A 24,981-nucleotide genomic window follows, 5' to 3' on the forward strand; every position below is an offset into this window, starting at 1 on the left:
GCCCCGCCATCCCGCGGAATGCCGCTTTGGCTTTGGCCGTTGCCGTTGCGTTGAGCAGGTGCAGGGCTGCAAGCCCTGCAAAAGAACACCCCTTACAGAGGCAGCGGCGCCTGCGCCGGATCGATACGCCCTTCACCGCGGGTGATCTTCTTGAACTCGGCGCGGCTGACCGACACGTAGCGGTCGTTGCCGCCGATCTCCACCTGCGGGCCGTCCTGTACTGCGTGGCCATGCTCATCCACGCGTACCGTCATCGTTGCCTTCTTGCCGCTGTGGCAGATGGTCTTGATCTCCTGCATCTCGTCGGCCCAGGCCAGCAGATACTGGCTGCCCTCGAACAGTTCGCCGCGGAAGTCGGTGCGCAGCCCGTAGCACAGCACCGGAATGCGCAGCTGGTCGACCACCTCGCTGAGCTGCCAGACCTGGGCGCGGGTGAGGAACTGCGCTTCGTCCACCAGCACGCAGCCCATCGGCCCGTTCGCCGCCAGGTCCTGCTCTACCCAGCGCTGCAGGTCGGTATCACGGTCGAAGGCCATGCCCTCGGCGCGCAGGCCGATCCGCGAGGCAACCACGCCGGCGCCGGCACGATCGTCCAGGCGCGGGGTCAGGATCGCCACCCGCATGCCGCGCTCGCGGTAGTTGTGGGCGCTCTGCAGCAGGGTGGTGGTCTTGCCGGCGTTCATCGCCGAATAGTAGAAGTAGAGCTTGGCCATCGACGGATTGTACGCCGCGGCCCCGCTTCGCCGAAGCCGTTCAGCAACCCCGCCGGCAGGCCGCTGTGGTCGTCACCCCGCCCCGCTACAATCCCCATCCCATGCACGGTCTCAATCCTCCCCAAGCCGCCGCCGTCCTGCACATCGAAGGTCCGCTGCTGGTGCTCGCCGGCGCGGGCAGCGGCAAGACGCGCGTGATCGTGGAAAAGATCGCCCACCTGATCAGCTGTGGCCGCTACCCGGCACGCCGCATCGCGGCGATCACCTTCACCAACAAGTCGGCCAAGGAAATGCGCGAGCGTGTGGCCAAGCGCCTGCGCGAGCAGGATGCCGACGAGGTGACGATCTGCACCTTCCATGCGCTGGGCCTGAAGTTCCTGCAGATCGAGCACGCGGCGGTGGGCCTGAAGCGTGGATTCTCGATCTTCGACGCCGACGATGCCGCTGCGCAGATCAAGGACCTGATGCACGGGGCCAAGCCCGACGACATCGAGGACATGAAGAACCTGGTGTCGCGCGCGAAGAACGCCGGCCTGTCGCCCGAACAGGCGATGGCCGCCGCACGCAGCAACCGCGAGAAGGAAGCGGCCAGCGTCTACGAGCGCTACCAGCTGAGGCTGACCGCGTTCAATGCGGTCGACTTCGATGACCTGATCCGTCTGCCGGTGCAGATCCTGGAAGAGAATCCGGACATCGCCCTGGCCTGGCGCGAGCGCATCGGCTACTTGCTGGTGGACGAATGCCAGGACACCAACGACGCGCAGTACCGCCTGCTCAAGCAGCTGGCCGGCGAGAAGGGCAACTTCACCTGCGTCGGCGACGATGACCAGTCGATCTACGCCTGGCGTGGCGCCAATCCCGAAAACCTGCAGCAGATGGGGCGCGATTACCCCACGCTGGAAATCATCAAGCTGGAGCAGAACTACCGCTGCTCCAACCGCGTGCTGCGCGCCGCCAACGCGCTGATCGCCAACAATCCGCATGAGCACCTGAAGAAGCTGTGGAGCGACCAGGCCGACGGCGAACGCATCCGTGTTTGGGAATGCCGCAACAGCGAACATGAAGCGGAGAAGGTCGCCGCCGAGATCGCCTTCGTGGCGCAATCGCGCAACGTGCCGTGGAGTGACTTCTGCATCCTGTTCCGTGGCAACTTCCAGTCGCGCCCGCTGGAAAAGGCGATGCAGCTGCTGCGCATTCCCTATCACCTGACCGGCGGCACCATGTTCCTGGAACGCCAGGAAGTGAAGGACACCTTGGCCTGGCTGCGCCTGCTGGTGAACCCGGATGACGACACCGCGTTCATGCGTGCGGTGCAGTCGCCCAAGCGCGACGTCGGTGCCGGCACGCTGGCCAAGCTGGCCGAGCTGGCCCAGGAAAAGGACATGCCGATGGCGCATGTGGCAGAAACCATCGGTGCCCTGCAGCAGCTCCCACCGCGCGCGGCCAACAGCCTGGCGCGCTTCACCGACATCCTGCGCGACCTGCGTGCACAGATGCGCCAGGTGACGTCCGGCGACATGATCCGCAAGGTGGCCAAGGAATCCGGGTTGCTGAGCGAGCTGCGCCAGCAGGCCAAGGAAGAGGCCAGCTACCAGCGCCGCGCAAACAACATCGAGGAACTGGCGCAGTGGTTCGAGGGCGGCCCGCGCGGTGCAACCGCCGCCGACCTGGCCGGCCAGCTGGCGCTGCTGTCGCGCAGCGACAAGGACGAGGGCGGCAACCAGGTGCGCATGATGACCCTGCACGCCTCCAAGGGCCTGGAATTCCCGTACGTGTTCATCGTCGGCTGCGAGGACGGCGTGCTGCCGCACCAGGTCAGCCTGGACGAGGGCAACCTGCAGGAAGAACGGCGCCTGCTGTACGTGGGCATCACCCGCGCCAAGATCCAGCTGTGGATGAGCTACAGCAAGCTGACGCGCAAGTTCGGCGAACACGTACGCCTGAAGCCGAGCCGGTTCTTCGAGGAGATTCCGGCCGAGGAGATCCAGCGCGATGGCGCCGACCCGGTGGCGGATGCGGCGCGCAAGAAGGAACGGGCGAGTGCGGGGTTGGCGGCGATCGAGGCGTTGTTCGACTAGGGCGCTCCAACGGCGCCGCCCCTCCGTGGTGGAGCGCGCGTTGGTTCCGCAGTGTGGCCGGTCGGGGTGGGTTCGCGGGGGACGCCGTGAACCCGTCCTTGGGGGCTTAGCCGCGCCATCCATGGCGCGGATACCCCCGCGAACCCACCCCGACCGGCCTCTGACAGATTCCGGGCGCTTCCTTCCACGGCAATGCAGAGGAAATCAAAAGCAACAGCCGGGGATTGAGGCAGAATCGGGGTTTCGGCTGGAGGTCTGCCTGTGCAACCGATCGAGAGTGAGCGCCTGCGGCTGCGGGCCATTGAACCTGACCGTGATGCGGCACCGATGCTGGCCCTGCTCAACGATCCGGGCTTCGTGCGTTTCATCGGTGACCGCAACGTGCGCGACGAAGAACAGGCACGCGAGTACATTGCGCTGCGGGTGCTGCACAGCTATGCGTTGAATGGCTTCGGCATGTATGCCATCGAGCGGTTGTCCGATGGTGCCTGGATTGGCAACGCCGGGCTGGTGCGGCGTGACGGCCTGCCGGGGCCGGATATCGGCTATGCGGTGCTTTCGCAGTTCGCCGGGCAGGGCTATGCCGGTGAGGCGGCGCGGGCGGTGTTCGCGCATGCACGCGGAGCGCTGGGCCTGCACGATCTGTATGGCATCACCGACCTGGACAACGTGGCGTCCGGGAAGATCCTGCTGGGCTTGGGCATGCAGGAGCGCGGGGTGATCCAGTTGCCGGGCGTGGACAGCCCGAGCCGGTTGTATGCCACGCCGGGTGCGGCTGACGTCGGGTAGTGCCGGCCGCTGGCCGGCAACCTGGTCATGCCTGGATGCCGGCCAGCGGCCGGCACTACCGGATGTGGACGTTCAACCGCGCAGTTCGGCCAGCTGCGCCTGCAGCTCGGCCACGGCCGCTTCCAGCCGGGCCACGCGCTCGGCCAGGCCCGGATCGGCCGCATCGCTGCTGCCACCGCCGCCGCTGGCGTACTTCGCTGCCAGTGCCGCGCCATCCACTTCACCGCACAGCAGGTGCATGTAGCGGTCTTCGCGCTGGCCGCTGGCGCGCGGCAGCACCACCAGCAGTGCGCGCTGCTGCAGGCGCTCGATGGCGTGGCGGGCTTCGTCGGTGTCGGCGAAGCGGTGCAGGCGCTCGCTGCGCGAGACCAGCTCGCCCAGGGTTTGCGGCCCACGCAGCAGCAGCAGCGCCAGCAGCACGGTCTGCTGTCGGGTCAGGTCCAGCGCGGCTTGCAGGCGGTGCTCGTAGCGGTCCGCGCGTGAGGAGAAGTGCTGGCGGGCCAGGCCCATCGTTTCCAGCTGGCGCAGCGCGTGCTGCACGCTGCCGGCATCGACGTTCATCACCGGCTCGCGCGCGGTCTTCTGGTTGGCGGCCGATTGGGCGGCATTGACTGTCAAGGGGTAGGTGTCCGGTGTGGTCGCCTCCTTTTCCACCAGGCAGCCCAGCAGGCGTGCCTGCACGGCGTCGAGCAGGGGGACGTCGGGGGTCTGGGTGGAATCGGTCATGGCAGCCTCCGGAAGGACAACGGGTCAACCGCCAAGCATAGCCGTCCCGGGGCCGCCTTTGCCGGTAAAATGCGCCGGTATATCTGATTGCCGGTGAATCCATGCGTCGTCCTGTTTCCCTGCCCCTGACCCTGCTCGCTACCGCGGCGCTGGGCCTGTCCGCCTGCAAGCGCGTGGAAGCGCCTGCCGCCGAAGCCGTTGCGCCGGAGGCCCCGGCCTCTGCCGCCAAGGCTGACGGCGCGCGCGATGCCACGGCCAACGACAATCTCAATGCGGTGCTGTGGATGCAGCGCGCGCAGGAGTACAAGGCCATCACCGAGCAGACCTATCGTGCCGCCGCCGACCACCTGGATGTCGCGTTGAAGGAAGCCCACTGGGACGCACTGGTGCCGGAAGAACGCGGCAACGAGGCCAAGGGCCTGAAGCCGGCCGTGGTACTGGACGTGGACGAGACCGTGCTGGACAACTCGCCCTACCAGGCGCGCCTGGTGCGCGACGGCAAGGAATACGACGAGCTGAGCTGGGACCAGTGGGTGGCCGAGAAGAAGGCCAAGGCCATTCCGGGCGTGGTGGATTTCGCCAAGGCTGCCAACGCCAAGGGCGTGACCCTGCTGTACATCTCCAACCGCGCCGTGCACCTGAAGGACGCGACCCTGGCCAACCTGCGCGAGCAGGGCCTGCCGGTGGCCGATGACAGCGTGTTCCTGGGCCTGGGCACCGTGGTCGAAGGGTGCGAGCAGGCCGGCAGCGAGAAGAACTGCCGCCGCCGCCTGGCCGGGCAGAAGTACCGCGTGCTGATGCAGTTCGGCGACCAGCTGGGCGATTTCGTGGAAGTGACCGCCAACACCAACGACGGCCGTGACGCACTGCTGCAGCAGTACCACGACTGGTTCGGCGAGCGCTGGTGGATGCTGCCCAACCCGACCTACGGTGGCTTCGAGCCGGCGCAGTTCAACAACGATTACAGCCAGTCGCGCCAGGCCCGCCACGACGCCAAGCGCGCTGCCCTGGACTACGCACCATGAGCCGCGCGCCACTGCCGCTGCGCGACGACGAGCGCCTGATCTTCGCGCTGGACGTGCCTGATCGCGCGCAGGCGCTGGAGTGGGTCGACCGCCTCGGCGACAGCGTGGCGTTCTACAAGATCGGCATGGAACTGCTGGCGTCGGGCGAGTACTTCCAGGTGCTGGACGAGCTGGCCCGCCGCGACAAGCGCGTGTTCGTCGACCTGAAGTTCTTCGATATCCCGGCCACCGCCGCGGCGGTGATCAAGCGCCTTTCGCAGTGGCCGGTCAGCTACGCCACCATCCACGGCTGGCACCCGGCGATGATGGAAGCCTGCGCCGCCGCCAACAGCAGCGACATGCGCCTGCTGGCGGTAACCGTGCTGACCTCGATGGGCCGCCCGGACCTGGCGCAGATGGGCATCGACCGTGAACCGGTGGAGGTGGTGGTCGAACGCGCGCTGGCCGCGCAGGCGGCCGGCATCGATGGCGTGATCGCCTCGGGCCAGGAGGCCGGCCCGATCCGCGCCGCGACCGGCGCCGGGTTCTCGATCGTCTGCCCGGGCATCCGCCCCGGTGGCCCGGTCGGCGATGACCAGAAGCGTACCGTTGGCGTGGCCCAGGCGTTTGCCGATGGTGCCGATGCCATCGTGGTTGGCCGTCCGATCCGCCTGGCCACCGATCCGCAGGCCGCGGCCCGGGCCATCCAGCAGGAAATCGCGTCGGCACTGGGTGCGCGCTGAGGTTCCGTTGCGAAGGCTGCAGGCCCGAACGCCATCCCGGCCCGCGCGGGATGGCGTTTTTGCATCCGTCTACCGAGCGGTTGTGCCCGAATCGCCGCAAAACCTGCCGTAGATTTCATTGCTTCCACCCCCATCATCAGGTCAATCAATAAAATCAATAGTTTAAGGCGCACTACGTGAAGTGTTGCCTTAACTTGAGCGGCAGCGTAGGATCGCCGCCATCCGGTCCTCGGACCGGACATGTGCCACAACACTGTCCACCGGCCCTGCGCCGGTTTGAAGAGCCTGTGATCCCCGTGATCCCGGCTCTTTTTTTATTCCCGTCAGTGACTTGCACAGGCAACAGCGGAAACCGTGACGTCCCGGCTTGCCGCTGTCACGTCGCAGGCCGCAAGATGCGGACCGGTCCGGGGAGTCCGATTGCATGAGCGTGGCGGTGCGAGGAAGGTCTGCGCGTGGATGGGGGCTGGCAGCCATGCTGCTGCTGGCGGTGGCCGCGTGCCGCGAATCAGCCGATGATCCGGCCAAGCCGGCAGCCGAACCGGTCGCGGCGGTGCAGGCGATGGCCCTGCGCCTGGCCGAGGACGATCTGGTCGGCTACGCGAAGCTGTCGGTACCGCCCAGCCAGTACCAGCGCCTGCAACAGGCCTGGACCGAAGGCCACAGCCAGTGGCCGCTGACCGAACTGCCGCTGGGTGACCAGCTGCTGCCGATGCTGGCCGCGCTGCGCAAGCCCAACGCCAGCGCCGAACTGCAGCGCAGCTTCGATCGCCAGCTGGCCGGACAGGCCGGCGCCGTCCGCCAGGCCGCGCAGTCGATGGGCAACTTCGGCGTGCAGTACCTGCGCCATCAGAAGGGCTATACGCCCGGCCAACAGGCGCACTACATCGCCCTGGTGGAAACCCTCGCCAGCTGGGCGCAGGGCGCACCGATCAGTGACCGCGCCCGCGCGCGCAGCACCATCGCCGCACTGGTTGGCGCGGCCGGCAAGGTTGGGTTCGATGATGAGGCCGGCCTGCAGGCCGCCGGCATGGAAGGCAGCCTGCAGCAGCTGGCGCCGTTCATCCACACCCTCAAGGCCGTGCTGGGCAGCTACGGACTGGGCGTGGACGAGGCGCTGCGCAGCGTGCGCGGTGAGCTGCTCTCGGTGGAGGGTGACAATGCGCTGGTACGCCTGCACTACGACCTGGCTGGCCGCGAAATGATCCTGCAGCTGCCGCTGAGCCGCCGCGAGGGCCACTGGTACCTGACCCGCACCCTGGCCGACACCGATGCGCTGCTGCGCAAGGCCGACGCGGCCCGCGCTGCGGCCTCGCCATCACCGGCTGAAGCCCCTGCTGGGGGTGGGGAAGCAGCAACGCCGCCGCCTAAGCCATAATGGCGCCGATGTCGAAACAGAACCCGCTGCCGTTTCCCGGCGAAGAATCCCAGTCGACGCCCGCCGATACGGTGCCGGCGTCCCCCTCGACCGGCACCGGCCCGAACCCGGTGCCGCCGCCCGTGCACGCGCGTCCGGCCGGCCGCCGCCCGCTGTGGGCTCGCCTGCTGGGCCGCCTGGTCGAGCCGTGGCTGTCGCTGAAGATCGAGCCGGAAGACCCAGGCCAGTACAACGATGGCCGTCCGGTCGTGTACGTGCTGGAAGACTACGGCCTGTCCAACGCGCTGATCCTGGACAAGGCCTGCCGCCAGGCCGGGCTGCCCTCGCCGCTGGTGCCGCTGGCCGGTGACCCGACCGGGCGCAAGCGCGCCTACCTGGCGCTGTCGCGGCGCAGCTCCAGCAACTCGCTGATTCCCGAGCAGCGCGGCGCCAAGACCCACTCCGATTCGCTGGCCAAGGTCCTGCAGGCGCACCGCGTGCGCGACGACCTGGATGTGCATCTGGTGCCGGTGTCTATCTTCGTCGGCCGCGCGCCGGACAAGCAGAGCGGCTGGTTCGCGGTGCTGTTCTCGGAAAACTGGGCGCTGGTCGGTCGCTTCCGCCGCCTGCTGGGCCTGCTGCTGAACGGGCGAAATACCATCGTGCGCTTCGCCCCGCCGATCTCGCTGCGAAGCACCGTGGACGAAGGCCTGGAGCCGGAGCGCACGGTGCGCAAGCTGCAGCGCGTGCTGCGTACGCACTTCCGGCGCATCCGTGAATCGGTGATCGGCCCGGACCTGTCGACGCGGCGCCTGCTGGTGGACCAGGTGTTGGCTGCCGAACCGGTGCGCGAGGCGATCGCCGCACAGGCCAAGCGCGACAATTCGAAGCCGGCCGATGCCTGGAAGAAGGCACACGCCTACGCCTGGGAAATCGCCGCGGACTATTCCAGCCCGGTCGTGCGCTCGGCCAGCTTCATGCTCAGCCACGTGTGGAACCGCATCTATGCGGGCGTGCTGGTGCACCACCTGGACAAGTTCAAGGCTGCCGCGCCGGGCCACGAAGTGGTGTACGTGCCCAGCCACCGCAGCCACATGGACTACCTGCTGCTGTCCTACCTGCTGTACGACCGTGGCATCGTGCCGCCGCACATCGTGGCCGGCATCAACCTGAACCTGCCGGTGGTGGGTACCCTGCTGCGCAAGGGCGGTGCGTTCTTCATCCGCCGCTCGATCCGCGGCAACGCGCTGTACTCGGCGGTGCTCAGCGAGTACGTCGCGCAGCTGGTGGCCGGTGGCTATTCGCTGGAGTATTTCGTTGAGGGTGGCCGGTCGCGCACCGGCCGCCTGCTGCAGCCCAAGGGCGGCATGATCTCGATGACGCTGCGTGCGTTCCTGCGCCAGCCGCGCAAGCCGGTGCTGTTCCAGCCCGTCTACATCGGCTACGAGAAACTGATGGAAGGCGGCAGCTATCTGGACGAACTGTCCGGCCGGCCGAAGGAAAAGGAGTCGATCTGGTCGCTGCTGTGGGGCATCCCCAAGGTGCTCAAGCAGAACTACGGCCAGGTGGTGGTGAACTTTGGCGAACCGATCGCACTGAACGACGTGCTGGCCGAGAAGGCGCCGGAGTGGAAGGGCGAGGCGGTGTCAGAGGACGAGAAGCCGGCCTGGCTGTCGACCACGGTGGATACGCTGGCCGAACGCATCCAGGTGCGCATCAACGGCGCCGCCGACGTCAACCCGATCAACCTGCTGGCGCTGGCCCTGCTGTCCACGCCGAAGCACGCGATGGGCGAGGCCGACCTGATCGCGCAGATCGAGCTGTGCAAGACCCTGCTGGTCGAGATGCCATATTCAGACCGGGTGACGGTGACCCCGCACTCGCCGGAGCGGATCATCGCCCACGCCGAGGAAATCAACGTCCTCACCCGCATCAAGCACCCGCTGGGCGATGTGCTCAGCGTCAGCGGCGATACCGCGGTGCTGCTGAGCTACTTCCGCAACAATGTGCTGCACCTGTTCACCGCCTCATCGTGGGTGGCCTGCTGCTTCCAGAACAACCGCCGCATGAGCCGTACCGGCCTGGTCCAGCTGGGCCGCACGGTGTACCCGTTCCTGCAGGCCGAGCTGTTCCTGCCGTGGAGCGAGGACGAGTTCGCCCAGCGCATCGACCAGACCATCAACGTGTTCGTGCGTGAGGGGTTGCTGCAGAACGTCAATGACGACGACGGCGGCATTCTGGCGCGCAACACCGGGCAGACCGACGAGGTGTTCCGCCTGCGCGCCATCGGGCACTCGCTGCAGCAGGCGTTCGAGCGCTACTACATCGCCATTTCGGTGCTGGTCAAGAACGGCCCCGGCGTGCTTGGCGCCGCCGAACTGGAAAGCCTGTGCCAGCAGGCCGCGCAGCGCCTGAGCCTGCTCTATGCGCCGGCGGCGCCGGAGTTCTTCGACAAGGCCCTGTTCCGTGGCTTCATCCAGAAGCTGCGCGAGCTGCGCCTGGTGTGGCCGGACGAGAACAGCAAGCTGCTGTTCGACGAGCGCCTGGATGCCTGGGCCAAGGATGCCAAGTTCATCCTCGGCCGCGAGCTGCGCCACACCATCGAGCGGGTCAGCCCGGAAGCGGCGCGCCCGGACGAGCCGGCACCGCAGGATTGAACTGAATCCTGCGGTGGGTGTGGACCTTGGTCCGCACACCTTCCCGTCGTGCCGACCAGGGTTGGCACGTACCGGAGCAGGAGGCCAACCCAGGTTGGCACCCACCTGAACCCGGCTCAGGCCGGCTCGTCGGGAATCTGCAGGCTCTCCAGCCTGGCGATGCAATCCTTCAACTGCAGCTTGCGCCGCTTCAGGCGCTTGGCTTCCAGTTCGTCCTCGCCGTTGGCTGCCATGCGGGTGATCTGTTCATCCAGCAGGCGGTGCTCGGCGCGCAGGGCGGCGAGGCGTTCGACGATCTCGGCGGGGTCGTAGGTGTCCACAGGTCCCGAGCATACACAGCGATGATGACCGCCGGGAGAGGGGAATACCGACCCCCGGCCGGGGCCGCTCCGAGCCGTTAGAATGGAGCCCATGAGTGCCGTGATTTCCCTTCCCGATCCCCAGCCGCGCGCCGCCCGCGATCCACGCGTGGCCGAGCGCGAGCAGCACAAGCTGGCCAAGCGCCTGCGCCGCCAGGTCGGCGAGGCGATCGCCGACTTCGGCATGATCGAGGCCGGCGACAAGGTCATGGTCTGCCTGTCCGGCGGCAAGGACAGCTACACCCTGCTGGACGTGCTGCTGCAGCTGCAGAAGAAGGCACCGGTGCCGTTCGAGCTGGTGGCGGTGAACCTGGACCAGAAACAGCCGGGCTTCCCTGAGCACATCCTGCCGGAGTACCTGGCTGGGCTGGGCGTGCCGTACCACATCATCGAGCAGGACACCTACTCGGTGGTCAGCCGGGTCATCCCGGAAGGCAAGACCATGTGTTCGCTGTGCTCGCGGCTGCGTCGTGGCGCGCTTTACAACTACGCCAAAACCCACGGTTTCACCAAGATCGCGCTGGGCCATCACCGCGACGACATGGTGGCCACCTTCTTCATGAACCTGTTCCACCACGCCAAGCTGGCGGGGATGCCGCCGAAACTGCGCAGCGATGACGGCAGGCACGTGGTGATCCGGCCGTTGGCCTACGTGCGCGAAAGCGACATCGTCGACTACGCGCAGGCACGCCGGTTCCCGATCATTCCCTGCAACCTGTGCGGCAGCCAGGAGAACCTGCAGCGCCGCCAGGTCGGCCTGATGCTGAAGCAGTGGGAAAAGGACCATCCCGGCCGCATCGAGCAGATCGCGCGCGCCATGGGCGACGTCCGGCCCTCGCAGCTGGCCGACACTACCCTGTTCGACTTCATGGCGCTGGGCCGTCGCGACGACGCGCCGCTGCCCGATGCCCATGCCTGGCTGGCCGGTTCCCCGGCCGACGCCGACGCAGATCCCGAGACGCCCACCGTTTAAGGTCGGTCGCCCTTCCTCTTTGCCATCCGGAATTCCATGTTCTTTCGCAACCTGACGTTCTTCCGTTTTCCGACCGCCACCGATTTTTCCGAAGTCGATACCCTGCTGCCGCACGCCGTGCTCAAGCCTGTTGGCGCGCTGGAAATGAACTCGCGCGGCTTCATCTCGCCGTTCGGCCGCGAGGAAAAGGAGCAGCTCTCCCACCGCATCGCCGAACACCTGTGGCTGACCGTGGGCGGCGAGGACAAGATCCTGCCGGCGGCGGTGGTCAACGACCTGCTCGAGCGCAAGCTGGAGGAGATCGAGGAGAAGGAAGGCCGCCGCCCGGGTGGCCGCGAGCGCAAGCGCATGAAGGACGACCTGCTGCATGAACTGCTGCCGCGCGCCTTCGTGAAGTCCTCGCGCAACGACGCCTTCATTGACCTGCAGCACGGCTATGTGGCGGTGGATACCTCCAGCCGCAAGACCGGCGAGTACTTCATGTCCGACATCCGCGGCCTGCTCGGCAGCTTCCCGGCGATGCCGCTGAACGCCGAAGTCGCGCCGCGCTCGATCCTGACCGGCTGGATTGCCGGCGAGCCGCTGCCGACCGGACTGAGCCTGGGCGAAGAGTGCGAGATGAAGGACCCGGTGGAAGGCGGCGCGGTGGTCAAGTGCCAGCACCAGGAACTGCGCTGCGACGAGATCGACAAGCACCTGGACGCCGGCAAGCAGGTGACCAAGCTGGCGCTGATCTTCGAGGACAACCTGTCGTTCGTGATCGGCGACGACCTGATCGTGCGCAAGCTGAAGTTCCTCGACGGTGCCCTGGACCAGCTGGAGCACGCCGACGAAGACGGCCGCCGCGCCGAGTTCGACGCCCGCTTTGCTCTGCAGAGCGCCGAGATCCGCCGCCTGTTCCTGTTGCTGGAAGAAGCCTTCAAGCTCAGCAAGGCTGACTGAACAGGCAGCGCGAAGGCCGCCGGTCATCCGGCGGCCCGAAGCGGCGCTATGCTGGGCGCATGAGCCGTCTGCTGCGCCGCCTGATCAGCCCGACCCCGCCCGCCACCGTACAGCGCGACACCGTTCGCCTGCGCCTGGAGGATGCCGAGATCGAGGTACTGCGCGTGCGTGATCCGCGTGCGCGGCGCATCAAGCTGAGCGTGGATGAGCGCGGCGCGCGCTTGACCCTGCCGCCGCGGGCAAGCCTGGCGATGGGCGAACGCTTCCTGGAACAGCACCGCGACTGGCTGGCACTGCAGCTGCGCCAGTACCAGGGCCAGGGCCTGCCGGCGCAGCTGCAGCCCGGCGAAGACGGCGTGCTGCCCCTGCGCGGCGAACTGCTGCCACTGCGCTGGCAGGAAGGCCGCTACGCGCGCCTGGAGATCGACGCGCACGGCGCCTGCGTGCAGTGGCCCACCCGTGGTGGTGACGCCACCCTGCGCCGTCTGCTGCGCGAGTTCTACGAAGCCCAGACCCGCGCCGACGTCGGCCGCTGGCTGCCGAAGTACCTGCCCACTCTGCCGCGCGCCCCCAGCCGCCTGCGGCTGAAGGTGATGTCCTCGCAATGGGGCTCGCTGGCCCCCGACGGCAGCATGGCACTGGACCTGGCCCTGGTGCTCGGTCGTCCGGAAGCGTTCGAGTATGTGCTGGTGCACGAGCTCTGCCACCTGATCCAGCCCAATCACTCGCCTGCGTTCTGGCACGAAGTGGAACAACGCTTCCCCGCCTGGCGCGAGCAGCGCGACTACTTCCAGCTGGAAGGCCGCAGGCTGAAGGCGATGCTTCGCCAGCTGCTGTAGAGCCGAGCCGATGCTCGGCTGACGCGCGTGGCGCAGATATCCAGCCCTCGCGATCGACAGCAGCCGAGCATGGCTCGGCTCTACAAAAGCGCGCGCAGCGCGCGACCCGCTCCTGCTCTTCCTTCTTCCTTCCGTGATGGGCACACAGGAAACTGTCCGTGGCCGGGCGGGGTGGGTTGCGCAGGGGCGTGAGCCGCATGGATGCGGCGACCGAGCTTACAAGGACGTACTTGCAGCGCCCCCTGCGCAATCCACCCCGGCCGGCCGAGCACGGCTTCTGATTTGAACGACCCACCACGAGGGGCTCAGCCGTTGGCCGAAACCCTCACCCCGCCCGCAGCGCCGCCGCCGCCGCCCACCGCGCCGCCACCCGCGGCGCCGTAATGCACACTGCCTGGTCGGTCACCGTCGTCACCGCACGCTCCAGCAGCTGGATATCCGCCTCATGCTGGCGCGCCACATGCGGGTCCTCGAAGAAGATCGCACGCTGGCAACGCCCCTCCAGTACCCGGTCGGCAATCTGCGCATCACCGCCCATCGGGCCGCTCTGGTAGCGCGTCACCCACGGCGTATCACGCGGCCAGCCCCGGCTCCAGGCCAGTTCGTTCAAACGCTGGCCGGTGGTGCCGGTCGCCACCCGCTCACCGAACCGGGCCAGCACATCGAAGTGCTCATCGGCGAAGGCCAGCATCGCCGGCTTCATCGCATCGTGCGCGATCAGCGCCAGCGTCTGGCCTTCGAACGCATGCAGGTCGTCGGCGCCGCCGTCTGCCGCCAGCCCGGCGTGGACGCGCTCCACTTCGACCCAGTCGCGTGCAGTGGCCACGGTCGAAATGAACGGCTTGCCGTGAATCACGCACTGGCGCTTCAGCGCCGTGGCTTCCGGAAATACCGAGGACGGATCGACCGGGTCGATCAGGTAGATCGCGCCATCCAGTGTCCGATCCGGACCCATGCCGACGACTTCGGCGACCAGCTTCATCAGGCCGCCCTCGCGTCCGTACGGGTAACGGTGCAGGCCCGCGTACCCGGTCAGGAAGCCTTGTCGTTCGATCGCGTCATGGGTGCGACCGACCGCATGCAGCGACACGCCCAGCTCGCGCAGGCCGGCCTCGCTGCTGCGCAGCCAACGGAACAGCGCGGCGCGCGCGTCGTGGTGATGAAGACGGTTGGCAGCCAGGCCGATGCGCATCGAACGCTCCGCAGTTACGGGTGAAGGCGGCAGTGTATGTCGGCATTCCCCTATCTGGATGCTTTTACAACTTTCTTCATTGCCGTCGGTCCGCACGTCGATAGCGTGGCAGGCAGCGGTACCGCAGCGCGGCCGTTCCTTCCGCCCGCGAGATGAGGATGCCTACCGTGAATGTCGCCGGCTTCCCGGCAGCCATTGCTGTCATGGCCAGCCTGCTGCTGGCTGCCACGGCCTCCGCCACGGGCTGCAGGACACCGCTGCGCATCGCCTGGCCTTCCGACCGCGCACCCTTGTCGTCCAGCGAACAGGGTGAGGCACGGGGGCTCGGCGCGGTGTACCTGGAGCTGTTGGGCCGGCAACGGCCACTGCAGCTGCTGCCCGTGCCGGCCGCCAGCGTGGACCGGGATGAGCTGCCGGCCGGCACCCAGGCGCTGCTGGGGTGGCCACGCTCGCAGCTGCCCGCCGGGTGGGTGGCCAGCACGCCCTACCTGCAGCTGCCACAGGTGATCGTCCGCCGGGAGGGTACGCCGCCGGTGCTGGGCCTGGAAGATCTGCGTGGACGAACCGTGGCCAGCCCCAGCCGGATGCCGCTGCAGGGGCTGCTGGCCGAGCAGGCAGCGGGTGCACAGCTGCTGCCACCGGCAGCGCTGGACGATGCGCTCCCGCTGCTGGGCACCGGATTGATCGATGCGGTCGTCGCCAACCTCGGCGACGTCGAGGCCGCGTTGCGCCGCTACCAGGGCGATGCACTGCTGATCGCTGCGCCGGCCGGTTTCGATGATGCCCTGGTGCTGGCGACCACGCCCGCCTGCGCCGATGTCATCGTCGGCTTCGAGCACGCGCTGTCGCAGCTGACCGATACCGAGCGCGAACAGATCCGCGCGGACTGGCTGCCGGACCGGCCGCGTAATTCCCCGTCATCGTCGCCCCTGCGCTGGCTGGTGCCGGCCTCGTTGATCCTGCTCGCCCTGGCGCTGGTACATGCCTACGGTTACTGGCGGGTGCATCGCGAAAGCGTGCGCCGCCGAGTCGTGGAGCAGCGCCTGCAGGAGGTGACTGCGAACCTGCCGGCGGTGGTCTACCAGGCGCGTCGGTCGGCGTGCGGTCACTACAGCTTTCCGCAGATCGCCGGCGACGTGCAGTCCCTGTTCGGAATCAGCGTGGAGACCGCGCGCATCGATCACCAGCGGCTGTTGGCCGCGGTCCACCCTGAAGACCGCAGCAAGGTGATGGCCTGTATCGAGACGGCTGCATTGGCGCGTGGCCCGATCGACGTCACTTTCCGCACCCGTTCACCACAGGGCTGGCGATGGGTGCGTTCGCATGGGCGGCCGTTGCCCTGCGACGACAGCGACGTCGAGTGGAGCGGCTACTGGATCGACGTCAGCGAGGTGCAGTCACGTACCCGCGCGCTGGCCGACGCGCGCCGCGAGGCCGAGCAGGTGGCACAGGCCAAGGCGCACTTCCTGGCCACGATGAGCCATGAGATCCGCACGCCGATGAGCACGCTGCTGGGCATGCTCGAACGGCTGGCGGGCAGCAGGCTGGAGCCACGCCAGCAGCAGGTGCTGGCCACGGTGGATGATGCGGCGCGGATGCTGCGGCAGATCCTCGACGATGTACTGCACAGCCAGCGCCTGCAGGGCGCACCGCTGCAGTTGCGGCCCACCGATCTGGCGGCACTGGTGCGCGCGGTGCAGCAGCTGCTGATGCCGGTGGCCGCCAGCCGCGGCCTGCACCTGCAGGTGGTGCTTGATCCGGAGATGCAGCCGGGATCGCTGGCCGATGGCCTGCGCCTGCGCCAGATCCTGTTCAACCTGGCCGGTAACGCACTGAAGTTCACCCGGCACGGCCACGTGGAACTGCGGTTGCAGGTACTGCAGCAGCATGCCCGCGGGCAGCGGCTGCGCCTGCAGGTAAGCGACAGCGGCGTGGGCATCAGCGAGGAACGACAGCAGGCGGTGTTCGCCGCCTATGCCCAGGCGGAGCGCTCGACCACGCGGCGCTTCGGCGGCAGTGGGCTGGGCCTGGCGATCTGCCGCGAGCTGGCAACCTCGATGGGGGCGGAGCTGCAGCTGCGCAGCTCCCCTGGGGAGGGCACCACGGTATGGATGGATCTGGACCTGGAGGCCTGCGAGGCACCCATGGCCGCACCTTCGGCGGCATCAGCGGATGAGCATCCATTGCCGGCGGCGTGCGTACTGGTGGTTGAAGACCATCCTACCAACCTGCAGCTGCTGGAGCAGCGCCTGTGCGCGCTGGGGCTGCGGGTCCACGCCTGTACCGATGGGCAGTCGGCGCTTGAAGCATGGCAGGCGCAGCCGTTCGAGCTGGTGATCACTGACTGCCACATGCCGGGCATGGACGGCTTCGCACTGGCGCGGGCGATCCGCGCTGATGCCTGCCCGGCACGTGCGCAGGTGCCGATCATCGCGCTCACGGCCAGCGTGATGGAAAGCACCCGCGAAGCCTGTCGCGCGGCTGGCATCGACCACTTCCTGGCCAAGCCGGTGGAGCCGCACGTGCTGCGGGCGCTGCTGGCGGTACTGCTGGCGCCGGACTCAGTGGGCCAGTAGCCGGACGATGCTGGCGGCGGCATCGCGGCCCTCGGCCACGGCGGTCACCACCAAGTCGGCACCGCGTACCGCATCACCACCGGCGAACAGGCGCGGATGCGCGGTCTGGAACGGCAGGCGATCCTTGCCTCCGGCCACGATACGGCCGTTGGACCGGCCTTCCACGCCGTGCTCGGCCAGCCATGCCGGAACGGTCGGCGAGAAGCCGAAGGCGATGATCACCACGTCGGCCTCCAGCAGCGATTCGCTGCCATCGATCGGCACCGCGTTCTGGCGGCCGTTCGCATCCGGCTCACCCAACCGGGTCTCGACCACGGTTACGCCGATTACTTCGTCATCGGCGCCGGCTTCGATCGACAGCGGCTGCCGGTTGAACAGGAAGCGCACACCTTCCTCGCGTGCATTGGCGACCTCGCGCGCGCTGCCGGGCATGTTTGCTTCGTCGCGGCGGTAGGCGCAGGTGACCTTGGCCGCGCCCAGCCGTATCGCGCTGCGCACGCAGTCCATGCCGGTATCGCCACCGCCGAGCACCACTACGCGCTTGCCGTTGAGATCGGGCAGGGCGATGGTGTCTTCCCAGCCGGCAATCGGCCGGCCCTTCGGATCATCACCACCGACGATGCGGCTGTTCTGCACCAGGAACGGCAACGCCGGCAGCACGCCTTTCAGGTCCTGGCCGTCGAGGCCGCCATCGGTGTAGCGGTAGGCGCCGGTGCCGACGAACACCGCATCGTGGGTATCCAGCAGCTGCTGCAGGCTGATGTCGCGGCCGATCTCCACGCCGAGGCGGAACTGCACCCCCATGCCCTCCAGCACGTCGCGGCGGCGACGGATCACGTCCTTGTCCAGCTTGAAGCTGGGGATGCCGAACTGCAGCAGGCCGCCGATCTGCTCGTAGCGGTCATAGACCACGGCGGCAATGCCGGCGCGAGCCAGGCGGTCGGCACAGGCCAGCCCCGCCGGACCGGCGCCGATCACCGCCACGCTGTGGCCGGTCGGCTGCACCGCGGCCAGATCCGGGCGCCAGCCACTGGCCAATGCGGTATCGACGATGTACTTCTCCACCGCGCCGATGGTGACCGCACCGAACTCCTCCAGCGTGCAGCTGCCTTCGCACAGCCGGTCCTGCGGGCACACCCGGCCGCACACTTCCGGCAGCGGGTTGGTGCTGTGGCACAGCGTGGCCGCCTCGTGGATGCGGTTCTCCTGCACCAGCTGAAGCCACTGCGGAATGGCGTTGTGCACCGGGCACTTCCAGCTGCAGTACGGGTTGCCGCAGTCCAGGCAGCGGCCGGCCTGGTACTGCGCGTCTTCCTTGCCGAACCTGCCGTACAGCTCACCCCAGTCGCCGGAGGTGCGCAGTTCCACCGGAATGCGCTGCGGCATGGTGCGGGGCAGGTCGAGGAACTGGAAAGCGTGCTTGCGGCTCATGGCGGGCTCTGTAATGCGAGGGGGAACGTTGCCGGCCAGCGGCCGGCACTACCGGAAAACATCACGCGGCGCGTCGCAGGGTTTCGGTCAGCGACTCGATGCTGGCGGCCTTCGGTTTGACCAACCAGAACTTGCCGATGTAATCGCGGAACTCGTCCAGGATCTGCTGCGCCCAGATGCTGCCGGTCAGCTCGCGGTGGCGGCCGATCAGGCGGTGCAGGTGCTGGCGATAGTTCTCGAAGCCCTCGGCGGACACGCGATGGATGTCGATCAGCTCGTGGTTGTAGCGGTCGACGAAATCGCGATCGACGTCCAGCACGTAGGCCAGGCCGCCGGTGAAACCGGCACCGAAGTTCAGCCCGACCTTGCCCAGCACCAGTACCACGCCATCGGTCATGTACTCGCAGCAGTGGTCGCCGGCACCCTCCACTACCGCCAGCGCGCCGGAGTTGCGTACCGCGAAGCGCTCGCCCGCCCTGCCCGCGGCGAACAGCTCGCCGCCGGTGGCGCCGTACAGGCAGGTGTTGCCGATGATGGCGGTGCTGCGTGCCTCGAAGCGGGCACCGCGCGGCGGTCGCACCACCAGGCGGCCACCGGCCATGCCCTTGCCGACGTAGTCGTTGGCTTCGCCTTCCACCTCCAGGTGCAGGCCACCCACGTTGAACGCGCCGAAGCTCTGCCCGGCGCTGCCGCGAAAGCGCAGTTCCAGCGGCGTGTCGGCCATGCCCTGGTTGCCGTGCGCACGCACCACCGCGCCGGCCAGGCGGGTGCCGATGCTGCGGTCGGTGTTGTGGATCAGGAAGCGATGCTCGCCGCCGCGCTTGTGTTCAATGGCGGAGGCAAGCAGGCCGTCCATCTGCGTGGCCAGGCTGTCCGGCGACTCGTACAGGCGCTGCGCGGCGCAGTGGCTGCCCTCGTAACGGGCATCGGCCAGCAGGCGCGACAGGTCCACGCGCACGCCGTCACGCGGCGCGGCCTCGATCTGCCGCAGCAGGTCGGTGCGGCCGACGATCTCTTCCAGCGAACGCGCGCCCAGGTAGGACAGCCAGCCACGCACTTCTTCGGCCAGCAGCCGGAAGAAGTTCTCCACGCGCTCCGGCTGGCCGATGAAGTGGTTCTCGCGCAGGCGTTCGTCCTGGGTGGCCACGCCGGTGGCGCAGTTGTTGAGGTGGCAGATGCGCAGGTACTTGCAGCCCAGCACGATCATCGGCGCCGTGCCGAAGCCGAAGCTGTCCGCGCCCAGCAGCGCGGCCTTGACCACGTCCAGGCCGGTCTTCAGCCCGCCATCGGTCTGCAGCAGGGTGCGCCCGCGCAGGTCGTTGGCCAGCAGCGCCTGGTGCGCTTCGGCCACGCCCAGCTCCCACGGCACGCCGGCATAGCGGATCGAGCTGACCGGCGACGCACCGGTGCCACCGTCATGGCCGGAGATGGTGATCAGGTCCGCACCGGCCTTGACCACACCGGCGGCGATGGTACCAACGCCGGCATGGCTGACCAGCTTCACCGATACCAGCGCGGTCGGGTTGACCTGCTTGAGGTCGTAGATCAGCTGCGCCAGGTCTTCGATCGAATAGATGTCGTGGTGCGGCGGCGGCGAGATCAGGCCGATGCCCGGCCGCGCGTAGCGCAGACGCGCGATCAGTTCGTTGACCTTGTGGCCGGGCAGCTGGCCGCCCTCGCCGGGCTTGGCGCCCTGCGCGACCTTGATCTGCAGCACTTCGGCATTGACCAGGTACTCGGCGGTAACGCCGAAGCGGCCCGAGGCGACCTGCTTGATCTTGCTGCGCTTCGCGGTGCCATAGCGGGCGGGATCCTCACCGCCTTCGCCGGAATTGCTGCGGCCGCCGAGGCGGTTCATGGCGATGGCCAATGCTTCATGCGCTTCCGGCGACAGTGCGCCCAGGCTGATCGCCGCAGTATCGAAGCGCGGGAACAGGGTACTGGCTGGAGCGACCTCGTCCAGCGGCACGGGCGTGGCCGCCGGCACCAGCTCCAGCAGGTCACGCAGCGCCGATGGCGGACGCGCATGCACCGCATCGCAGTACTGCTGCCACGCACGCGGGTCACCGCTGCGCGCCGCGCGCTGCAGGGTGGTCACCACGTCCGGGTTGTACATGTGGTATTCGCCGCCGTGCACGTACTTCAGCAGGCCGCCGACATCCACGCCCTGCTGCGCGTCCCAGGCCTGCGCGCACAGTTCGCGCGCGTCGGCATCCAGGCGGGCAAAGCCGGCGCCGCCGATGCGCGAGGCGGTATCGGGGAAGCACAGGTCCACCACTTCCGGTTCCAGGCCGATGATCTCGAACAGCTGCGCGCCGCGGTAGCTGGCCACCGTACAGATGCCCATCTTCGAGATGATCTTCGACAGGCCCTTGTAGATACCCTTGCGGTAGCGGCGGCCGATCTGCGATTGCTCGCCGCCCTTGCTGAGCTTGAGGATGCCGCGACGGCCCAGGTCGAACAGGGTCTGGTAGGCCAGGTACGGGTAAACCGCCGTGGCACCGAAACCGAGCAGGCAGGCCATGTGGTGCGGGTCACGTGCAGTGCCGGTCTCGACGATGAGGTTCACGTCGCAGCGCAGGCCCAGCCGAGACAGGTGGTGGTGGATGGCACTGGTGGCCAGCAGCGCATGCACCATCGGCCGCCCGGCCACCGGGTAGCGGTCGGACAGCAGCAGCATCACCATGCCATCGCGCGCGGCCTGTTCCGCTTCGCTGCAGATGCGTTCGATGCCGGCGCGCAGGCCTTCGTCTTCGCTGTAGGAAAGGTCGAGCAGGCGGTTGGCCTGCACGTACTGGTCCATCTTCAACAGCTGGCGCAGCTTGCGCTGGCTCAGTACCGGCGAATTGAGGATGACGTGGTTCACCGTCTCCGGGCCGGCATGGAAGATGTTGGTTTCCTTGCCGAGCTGGGTGGACAGCGACATCGCGCAGTCTTCGCGCAGCGGGTCGATCGGCGGGTTGGTGACCTGCGCGAAGGCCTGGCGGAAATAGTCGTACAGCGGGCGGCTGCGCTGGCTCAGCACCGCCATCGGCGTGTCGTCGCCCATCGAGCCGGTGGCTTCCTGCTCGGTCTCGGCCAGCGGCCGCAGCACCTGCTCCACCTCCTCGCTGCTGAGCTGGTACAGCTTGTGGTAGCTGCGCAGGGTGCCTTCGTCGAAGGGCTCTTCCACCAGCGACGGGTCGATCAGTTCGGTCTGCAGGTAGGTCACGCCCTGCTGCAGCCACTGCTTGTAGGGCGCGCGGCCGCGGTTGATGCGGTCGACCGCATCGGAATCGAGCAGGTCGCCACGCTTGAGGTCGATGGCCACCATCTCACCGGGGCCGAGCTTGCCCTTGCGCACCACGCGCTCGGTCGGCACTTCCCACACGCCGGCTTCGGAGGCGACCAGGAAGTGGCGGTCGGCGGTGAGCATCCAGCGCGCCGGTCGCAGGCCGTTGCGGTCCAGCGTACACACCGCATAGCGGCTGTCGCAGGCGACGATGCCGGCCGGGCCGTCCCACGGCTCGCTGTTGAGGCCGTGGAACTCGTAGAAGGCCGCCAGGTCCGGATCCTTGAATTCCAGCGACTGCGTGGCAGGCGGCACCAGGATGCGCAGCGCCTGGATCAACTCCATGCCACCGGCGACCATCAGCTCCAGCATGTTGTCCAGGCTCTGCGAATCCGAACCGTGCATGGAGATGACCGGGTCGAATTCACCAATATCGAAGCGCGGCGTCTTCCACACCTTGCTGCGTGCCTGCGCCCAGCGACGGTTGCCCTCGATGGTGTTGATCTCGCCGTTGTGGGCGAGCATGCGGAACGGATGGGCGAGCGGCCAGCGCGGCAGCGTGTTGGTGGAGAATCGCTGGTGGAACACGATCGCGCTGGAGGCCAGCTCGCGGCGCTGCAGGTCCGGGAAGAAGCGGCTGAGCTTGTCCGGCAGCACCATGCCCTTGTAGCTGATCGCATCCGGGGTGAGCGTGGTGACGTAGAAGTCGGCGTGATCGCGCAGCTGCTGTTCGCTGCGGCGGCGGGCCAGGAACAACGCCAGCGCGAAGCCGGCATCATCCTGGCCAACCCCCGCATCGACGAACACCTGCTCGATGCGCGGCAGCGTGTCGCGCGCCAGTTGGCCGCAGACGCTGTCGTCGGTCGGTACCTCGCGCCAGCCAGCGACCTTGCAGCCCACCGCTTCCACCTGCGCCTGCAGCTGCGCGCGGCAGGCCTGCGCCGCGTCGGCGTCGTGCGGCAGGAATACCAGGCCGGCGGCGAAGCGTGTGGCGACGGCAATGCCGGCTTCGCTGGCCAGCAGTTTCAGGAACGCATCGGGGCGGCGCAGCAGCAGGCCGCAGCCATCACCGGTCAGGCCATCGGCGGCGACACCGCCACGGTGGGTCATGCGCGAAAGCGCGGCGATGGCGGTATCAACCAACAGGCGCGATGGTTGATCGTCGAGCTGGGCGACCATGCCAAATCCACAGGCATCGCGCTCGGAGCGCGGGTCGTAAAGCCCTTGGCGGTTGCGGGGGGCCATCTCTACCTCGATGCGTATAGGGTTGGCGGCGACACTCGTCCCCGCTCATTCCCTGGAGCGCATCGTGAGGCCACCGGATGCCTCGACTAGATCACAGGTTGCTGCAACGCCGCAATACACGGTTGCAGGTGCAACAGAACGCGCCGGCAACCCAGTGCCGGCGCGGGGCGGGACTCAGCCGCAGCGCACGCCGCTGATGGCGCCCTTGGCGTCCACTTCGATGTTCAGGCGGTCGCCGAGGAACTCCATCGTGGCCACATCATTGGGCTTGAGCACGCGTACCTGGCTGGCGCCTGCATCTTCCTGCGCCTGCTTGCCCAGCGCATCGGTGTAGGCCTGGCCGACCAGGCTCTGCACCTGGCTGGCATCGCAGGTGCCGACCGGCGGCGCCTCGATGGCCTTGCCGGCTTCGTCGGCCGGTGCCTTGGCGGCTTCGGCCGCCTGCTGGGCGTGGGCCGTGGCCGAATCCTGTTCATCCAGCGCCGGTGCCTGGCAGGCGGTCAAGGCCAGCACGGCCGGCAGCAGCAGGGCGGAGAGCGAACGGGCGCGAATCGGGAACGACATCATGACTCCGGAAGGGGTTGTGAAGACCCGAGCATAGCGGCGAACCGGCCCTCACGTGTTTGTCTTGTGTTATCGACAGGATCGCGGCACGGCGACCGCGACACTACTGGCATGCCGACCGCCTCCACTCCCGAACGACAGGCCGCGCGCGCGGCCGGCCTGCGCTATGTCGACGACACCCAGCCGGGCATCAGCCGGCGCCGCGCCGGAAAAGGTTTCAGTTACCGCGATGCTGATGGCCACGCGATACGCGACGCCACCACCCTGCAACGCGTCCGCGCACTGGCGATTCCACCGGCCTACACCGCGGTGTGGATCTGCGCCCACGCCAACGGCCACCTGCAGGCCACAGGCCGCGATGCGCGCGGGCGCAAGCAGTACCGTTACCACCCCGACTGGGCGAAGGAGCGCGACGCCGGCAAGTTCGACCGCATCATCGCCTTTGGCGAGGCCTTGCCCACGCTGCGGCGGCGGTTGTCGCGGGATCTGAAACGGCCGGGTTTCCCTAAGGAAAAAGTGCTGGCCATGGTGGTCGCGTTGCTGGCCGACACCCTGGTGCGGGTCGGCAATGAGACCTATGCGCAGCAGAACCGGTCATTCGGACTGACCACACTGCGTAACCGTCATCTGGAGCTGCTGCGTGGCGGCCGGGTGCGCATGCGTTTCCGCGGCAAGTCCGGGCAGCTGCAGGAGGTGACCGTGGGCGACCGCAGGCTGGGGCTGCTGGTGCGGCGCCTGCAGCAGCTGCCGGGGCAGGCGTTGTTCCAGTACCGCGATGACGACGGTGCGCTGCAGCCGGTCGACTCCGGTGCGGTGAACGACTACCTGCGCGAGGTGATGGGCGAGGACTTCACTGCCAAGGATTTCCGCACCTGGGGCGGGACCGTCGCGGCGGTGCAGGCGTTTGCTGCCACCGAGCTGCCGGAACCGGCCAGCCGGCGTGCGCTGGCGCAGGCACAGCGCAGCGTGGTGTGCCAGGTGGCGGCCCGGTTGGGCAACACGCCGGCGGTGTGCCGCAAGGCCTATATCGACCCGTGCGTGTTCGTCGGCTGGGAGCGCGGTGAACTGGCCAAGCTGGCCGGCCTGCGCGGGCCGCGCCAGTGGGAGCAGGCCACCCTGCGCGTGCTGCGCAGGGCACGCCGGCTCAGCCGCAGTCGTCAGCCGCAGTAGATCGCGACGATATTGTTGGTGCGGCCCTTCTCGATGGTCAGGCGGTCGCCGCCTTCGCTGGCCGGTGGCACCCGCGGGCCGTCGTGGCGCAGGACCCGCACGTGCAGGCTGTCGCTGTCCACGCGTGCACGGGCCACAGTGGCGTCCGAGGCGGCCAGGCCCACCGCGCCGCGCACCCTGTCGCTGTGGCACTGGCCGGAAATCACGCCATCGATCGGCTGCACCTGGGCCATCGGTGTGCTGCTGCAGGCGGCGAGGGCAAAGCAGACGGCGGCGGTGGCGATGGCATGTTTCATGGAGGCGTTCCCTGTGTGGTTGCGTGCAGGGTGCGACGGCGCACGTGGTGGCGGAA

The 24,981-nt window shown here is 68.1% G+C and carries 19 protein-coding genes; 11 read left to right on the top strand and 8 right to left on the bottom strand.

Annotation, left to right across the window (positions count from 1 at the left end):
* Window positions 1-92: 92 nt before the first annotated feature.
* The gene (locus N5C25_RS10165) at window positions 93-713 is read right to left on the bottom strand and encodes a thymidine kinase (protein ID WP_021204637.1); all 621 of its coding nucleotides are present in this window, start codon (window positions 711-713) and stop codon (window positions 93-95) included.
* 101 nt (window positions 714-814) lie between these two features.
* Between N5C25_RS10165 and N5C25_RS10170 the strand changes: the two genes are divergently transcribed.
* Together N5C25_RS10170 and N5C25_RS10175 are read left to right on the top strand one after the other, a co-directional pair.
* Window positions 815-2,791, top strand: coding sequence for a UvrD-helicase domain-containing protein (locus N5C25_RS10170; protein WP_058983214.1), 1,977 nt, complete (start codon window positions 815-817; stop codon window positions 2,789-2,791).
* Between the two features lie 261 nt (window positions 2,792-3,052).
* Complete coding sequence (locus N5C25_RS10175; RefSeq protein WP_251102937.1) at window positions 3,053-3,580, top strand: GNAT family N-acetyltransferase; 528 nt, start codon at window positions 3,053-3,055, stop codon at window positions 3,578-3,580.
* A gap of 72 nt (window positions 3,581-3,652) precedes the next feature.
* Here the strand turns inward: N5C25_RS10175 and N5C25_RS10180 are convergent, their stop codons facing one another.
* Window positions 3,653-4,306: a DUF480 domain-containing protein gene (locus N5C25_RS10180; RefSeq protein WP_251102936.1), complete on the bottom strand. Its 654-nt coding sequence runs from the start codon at window positions 4,304-4,306 to the stop codon at window positions 3,653-3,655.
* 101 nt (window positions 4,307-4,407) lie between these two features.
* Here N5C25_RS10180 and N5C25_RS10185 point away from each other — a divergent pair, with 101 nt between their 5' ends.
* From N5C25_RS10185 to plsB, 4 genes are all read left to right on the top strand, one after another.
* Entirely contained in the window at window positions 4,408-5,331 is a 924-nt protein-coding gene (locus tag N5C25_RS10185) for a 5'-nucleotidase, lipoprotein e(P4) family (protein WP_058983218.1), read from the top strand.
* Window positions 5,328-6,053, top strand: coding sequence for an orotidine-5'-phosphate decarboxylase (gene pyrF / locus N5C25_RS10190; protein WP_021202271.1), 726 nt, complete (start codon window positions 5,328-5,330; stop codon window positions 6,051-6,053). The genes N5C25_RS10185 and pyrF overlap by 4 nt, the downstream gene beginning before the upstream one ends.
* Before the next feature lie 424 nt (window positions 6,054-6,477).
* Window positions 6,478-7,431 carry a hypothetical protein gene (locus N5C25_RS10195; RefSeq protein ID WP_019662244.1) on the top strand — a complete coding sequence of 318 codons (954 nt, stop codon included), beginning with the start codon at window positions 6,478-6,480 and terminating at the stop codon, window positions 7,429-7,431.
* A complete protein-coding gene (plsB, locus tag N5C25_RS10200; RefSeq protein WP_279936894.1) occupies window positions 7,431-10,067 on the top strand; it encodes a glycerol-3-phosphate 1-O-acyltransferase PlsB in 2,637 nt (878 codons plus the stop codon). The genes N5C25_RS10195 and plsB overlap by 1 nt, the downstream gene beginning before the upstream one ends.
* A gap of 116 nt (window positions 10,068-10,183) precedes the next feature.
* On the opposite strand, the gene N5C25_RS10205 is transcribed toward plsB, so the two are convergent.
* A complete protein-coding gene (locus tag N5C25_RS10205; protein WP_005407501.1) occupies window positions 10,184-10,387 on the bottom strand; it encodes a YdcH family protein in 204 nt (67 codons plus the stop codon).
* Between the two features lie 91 nt (window positions 10,388-10,478).
* Between N5C25_RS10205 and ttcA the strand changes: the two genes are divergently transcribed.
* From ttcA to N5C25_RS10220, 3 genes are read left to right on the top strand one after another with little or no spacing between them, the layout of a single operon-like run.
* A complete protein-coding gene (gene ttcA / locus N5C25_RS10210) occupies window positions 10,479-11,399 on the top strand; it encodes a tRNA 2-thiocytidine(32) synthetase TtcA (RefSeq protein WP_279936895.1) in 921 nt (306 codons plus the stop codon).
* 36 nt (window positions 11,400-11,435) lie between these two features.
* Window positions 11,436-12,341: a recombination-associated protein RdgC gene (locus tag N5C25_RS10215; protein ID WP_021202267.1), complete on the top strand. Its 906-nt coding sequence runs from the start codon at window positions 11,436-11,438 to the stop codon at window positions 12,339-12,341.
* 59 nt (window positions 12,342-12,400) lie between these two features.
* Window positions 12,401-13,180, top strand: coding sequence for a SprT family zinc-dependent metalloprotease (locus N5C25_RS10220; RefSeq protein WP_279936896.1), 780 nt, complete (start codon window positions 12,401-12,403; stop codon window positions 13,178-13,180).
* 325 nt (window positions 13,181-13,505) lie between these two features.
* Here the strand turns inward: N5C25_RS10220 and N5C25_RS10225 are convergent, their stop codons facing one another.
* Window positions 13,506-14,372: a methylglyoxal synthase gene (locus tag N5C25_RS10225; protein WP_058983228.1), complete on the bottom strand. Its 867-nt coding sequence runs from the start codon at window positions 14,370-14,372 to the stop codon at window positions 13,506-13,508.
* Window positions 14,373-14,539: 167 nt separating this feature from the next.
* Here N5C25_RS10225 and N5C25_RS10230 point away from each other — a divergent pair, with 167 nt between their 5' ends.
* Window positions 14,540-16,948: an ATP-binding protein gene (locus N5C25_RS10230; RefSeq protein WP_058983229.1), complete on the top strand. Its 2,409-nt coding sequence runs from the start codon at window positions 14,540-14,542 to the stop codon at window positions 16,946-16,948.
* Here N5C25_RS10230 and N5C25_RS10235 read toward each other — a convergent pair.
* The 3 genes from N5C25_RS10235 to N5C25_RS10245 form a co-directional block, all read right to left on the bottom strand.
* Window positions 16,934-18,379 (bottom strand): FAD-dependent oxidoreductase, encoded by a 1,446-nt coding sequence (locus N5C25_RS10235; RefSeq protein WP_019661976.1) that lies wholly within the window; start codon window positions 18,377-18,379, stop codon window positions 16,934-16,936. The two genes, N5C25_RS10230 and N5C25_RS10235, sit on opposite strands and share 15 nt — an antisense overlap.
* Window positions 18,380-18,440: 61 nt before the next feature.
* A complete protein-coding gene (gltB, locus tag N5C25_RS10240) occupies window positions 18,441-22,895 on the bottom strand; it encodes a glutamate synthase large subunit (RefSeq protein WP_279936897.1) in 4,455 nt (1,484 codons plus the stop codon).
* A 174-nt stretch (window positions 22,896-23,069) separates the two neighbouring features.
* Window positions 23,070-23,459 (bottom strand): I78 family peptidase inhibitor, encoded by a 390-nt coding sequence (locus N5C25_RS10245; RefSeq protein ID WP_058983235.1) that lies wholly within the window; start codon window positions 23,457-23,459, stop codon window positions 23,070-23,072.
* 111 nt (window positions 23,460-23,570) lie between these two features.
* On the opposite strand from N5C25_RS10245, the gene N5C25_RS10250 reads away from it, so the two are divergent.
* On the top strand, window positions 23,571-24,629 hold the full coding sequence (locus N5C25_RS10250) for a DNA topoisomerase IB (RefSeq protein WP_058983237.1): 1,059 nt from the start codon (window positions 23,571-23,573) through the stop codon (window positions 24,627-24,629).
* Here the strand turns inward: N5C25_RS10250 and N5C25_RS10255 are convergent.
* On the bottom strand, window positions 24,617-24,925 hold the full coding sequence (locus tag N5C25_RS10255) for a hypothetical protein (RefSeq protein ID WP_019661972.1): 309 nt from the start codon (window positions 24,923-24,925) through the stop codon (window positions 24,617-24,619). The genes N5C25_RS10250 and N5C25_RS10255 overlap by 13 nt on opposite strands.
* Window positions 24,926-24,981: the final 56 nt, after the last annotated feature.

Source organism: Stenotrophomonas sp. GD03958 (assembly GCF_029839005.1).
GTDB classification, from domain to species: Bacteria; Pseudomonadota; Gammaproteobacteria; order Xanthomonadales; family Xanthomonadaceae; genus Stenotrophomonas; species Stenotrophomonas hibiscicola.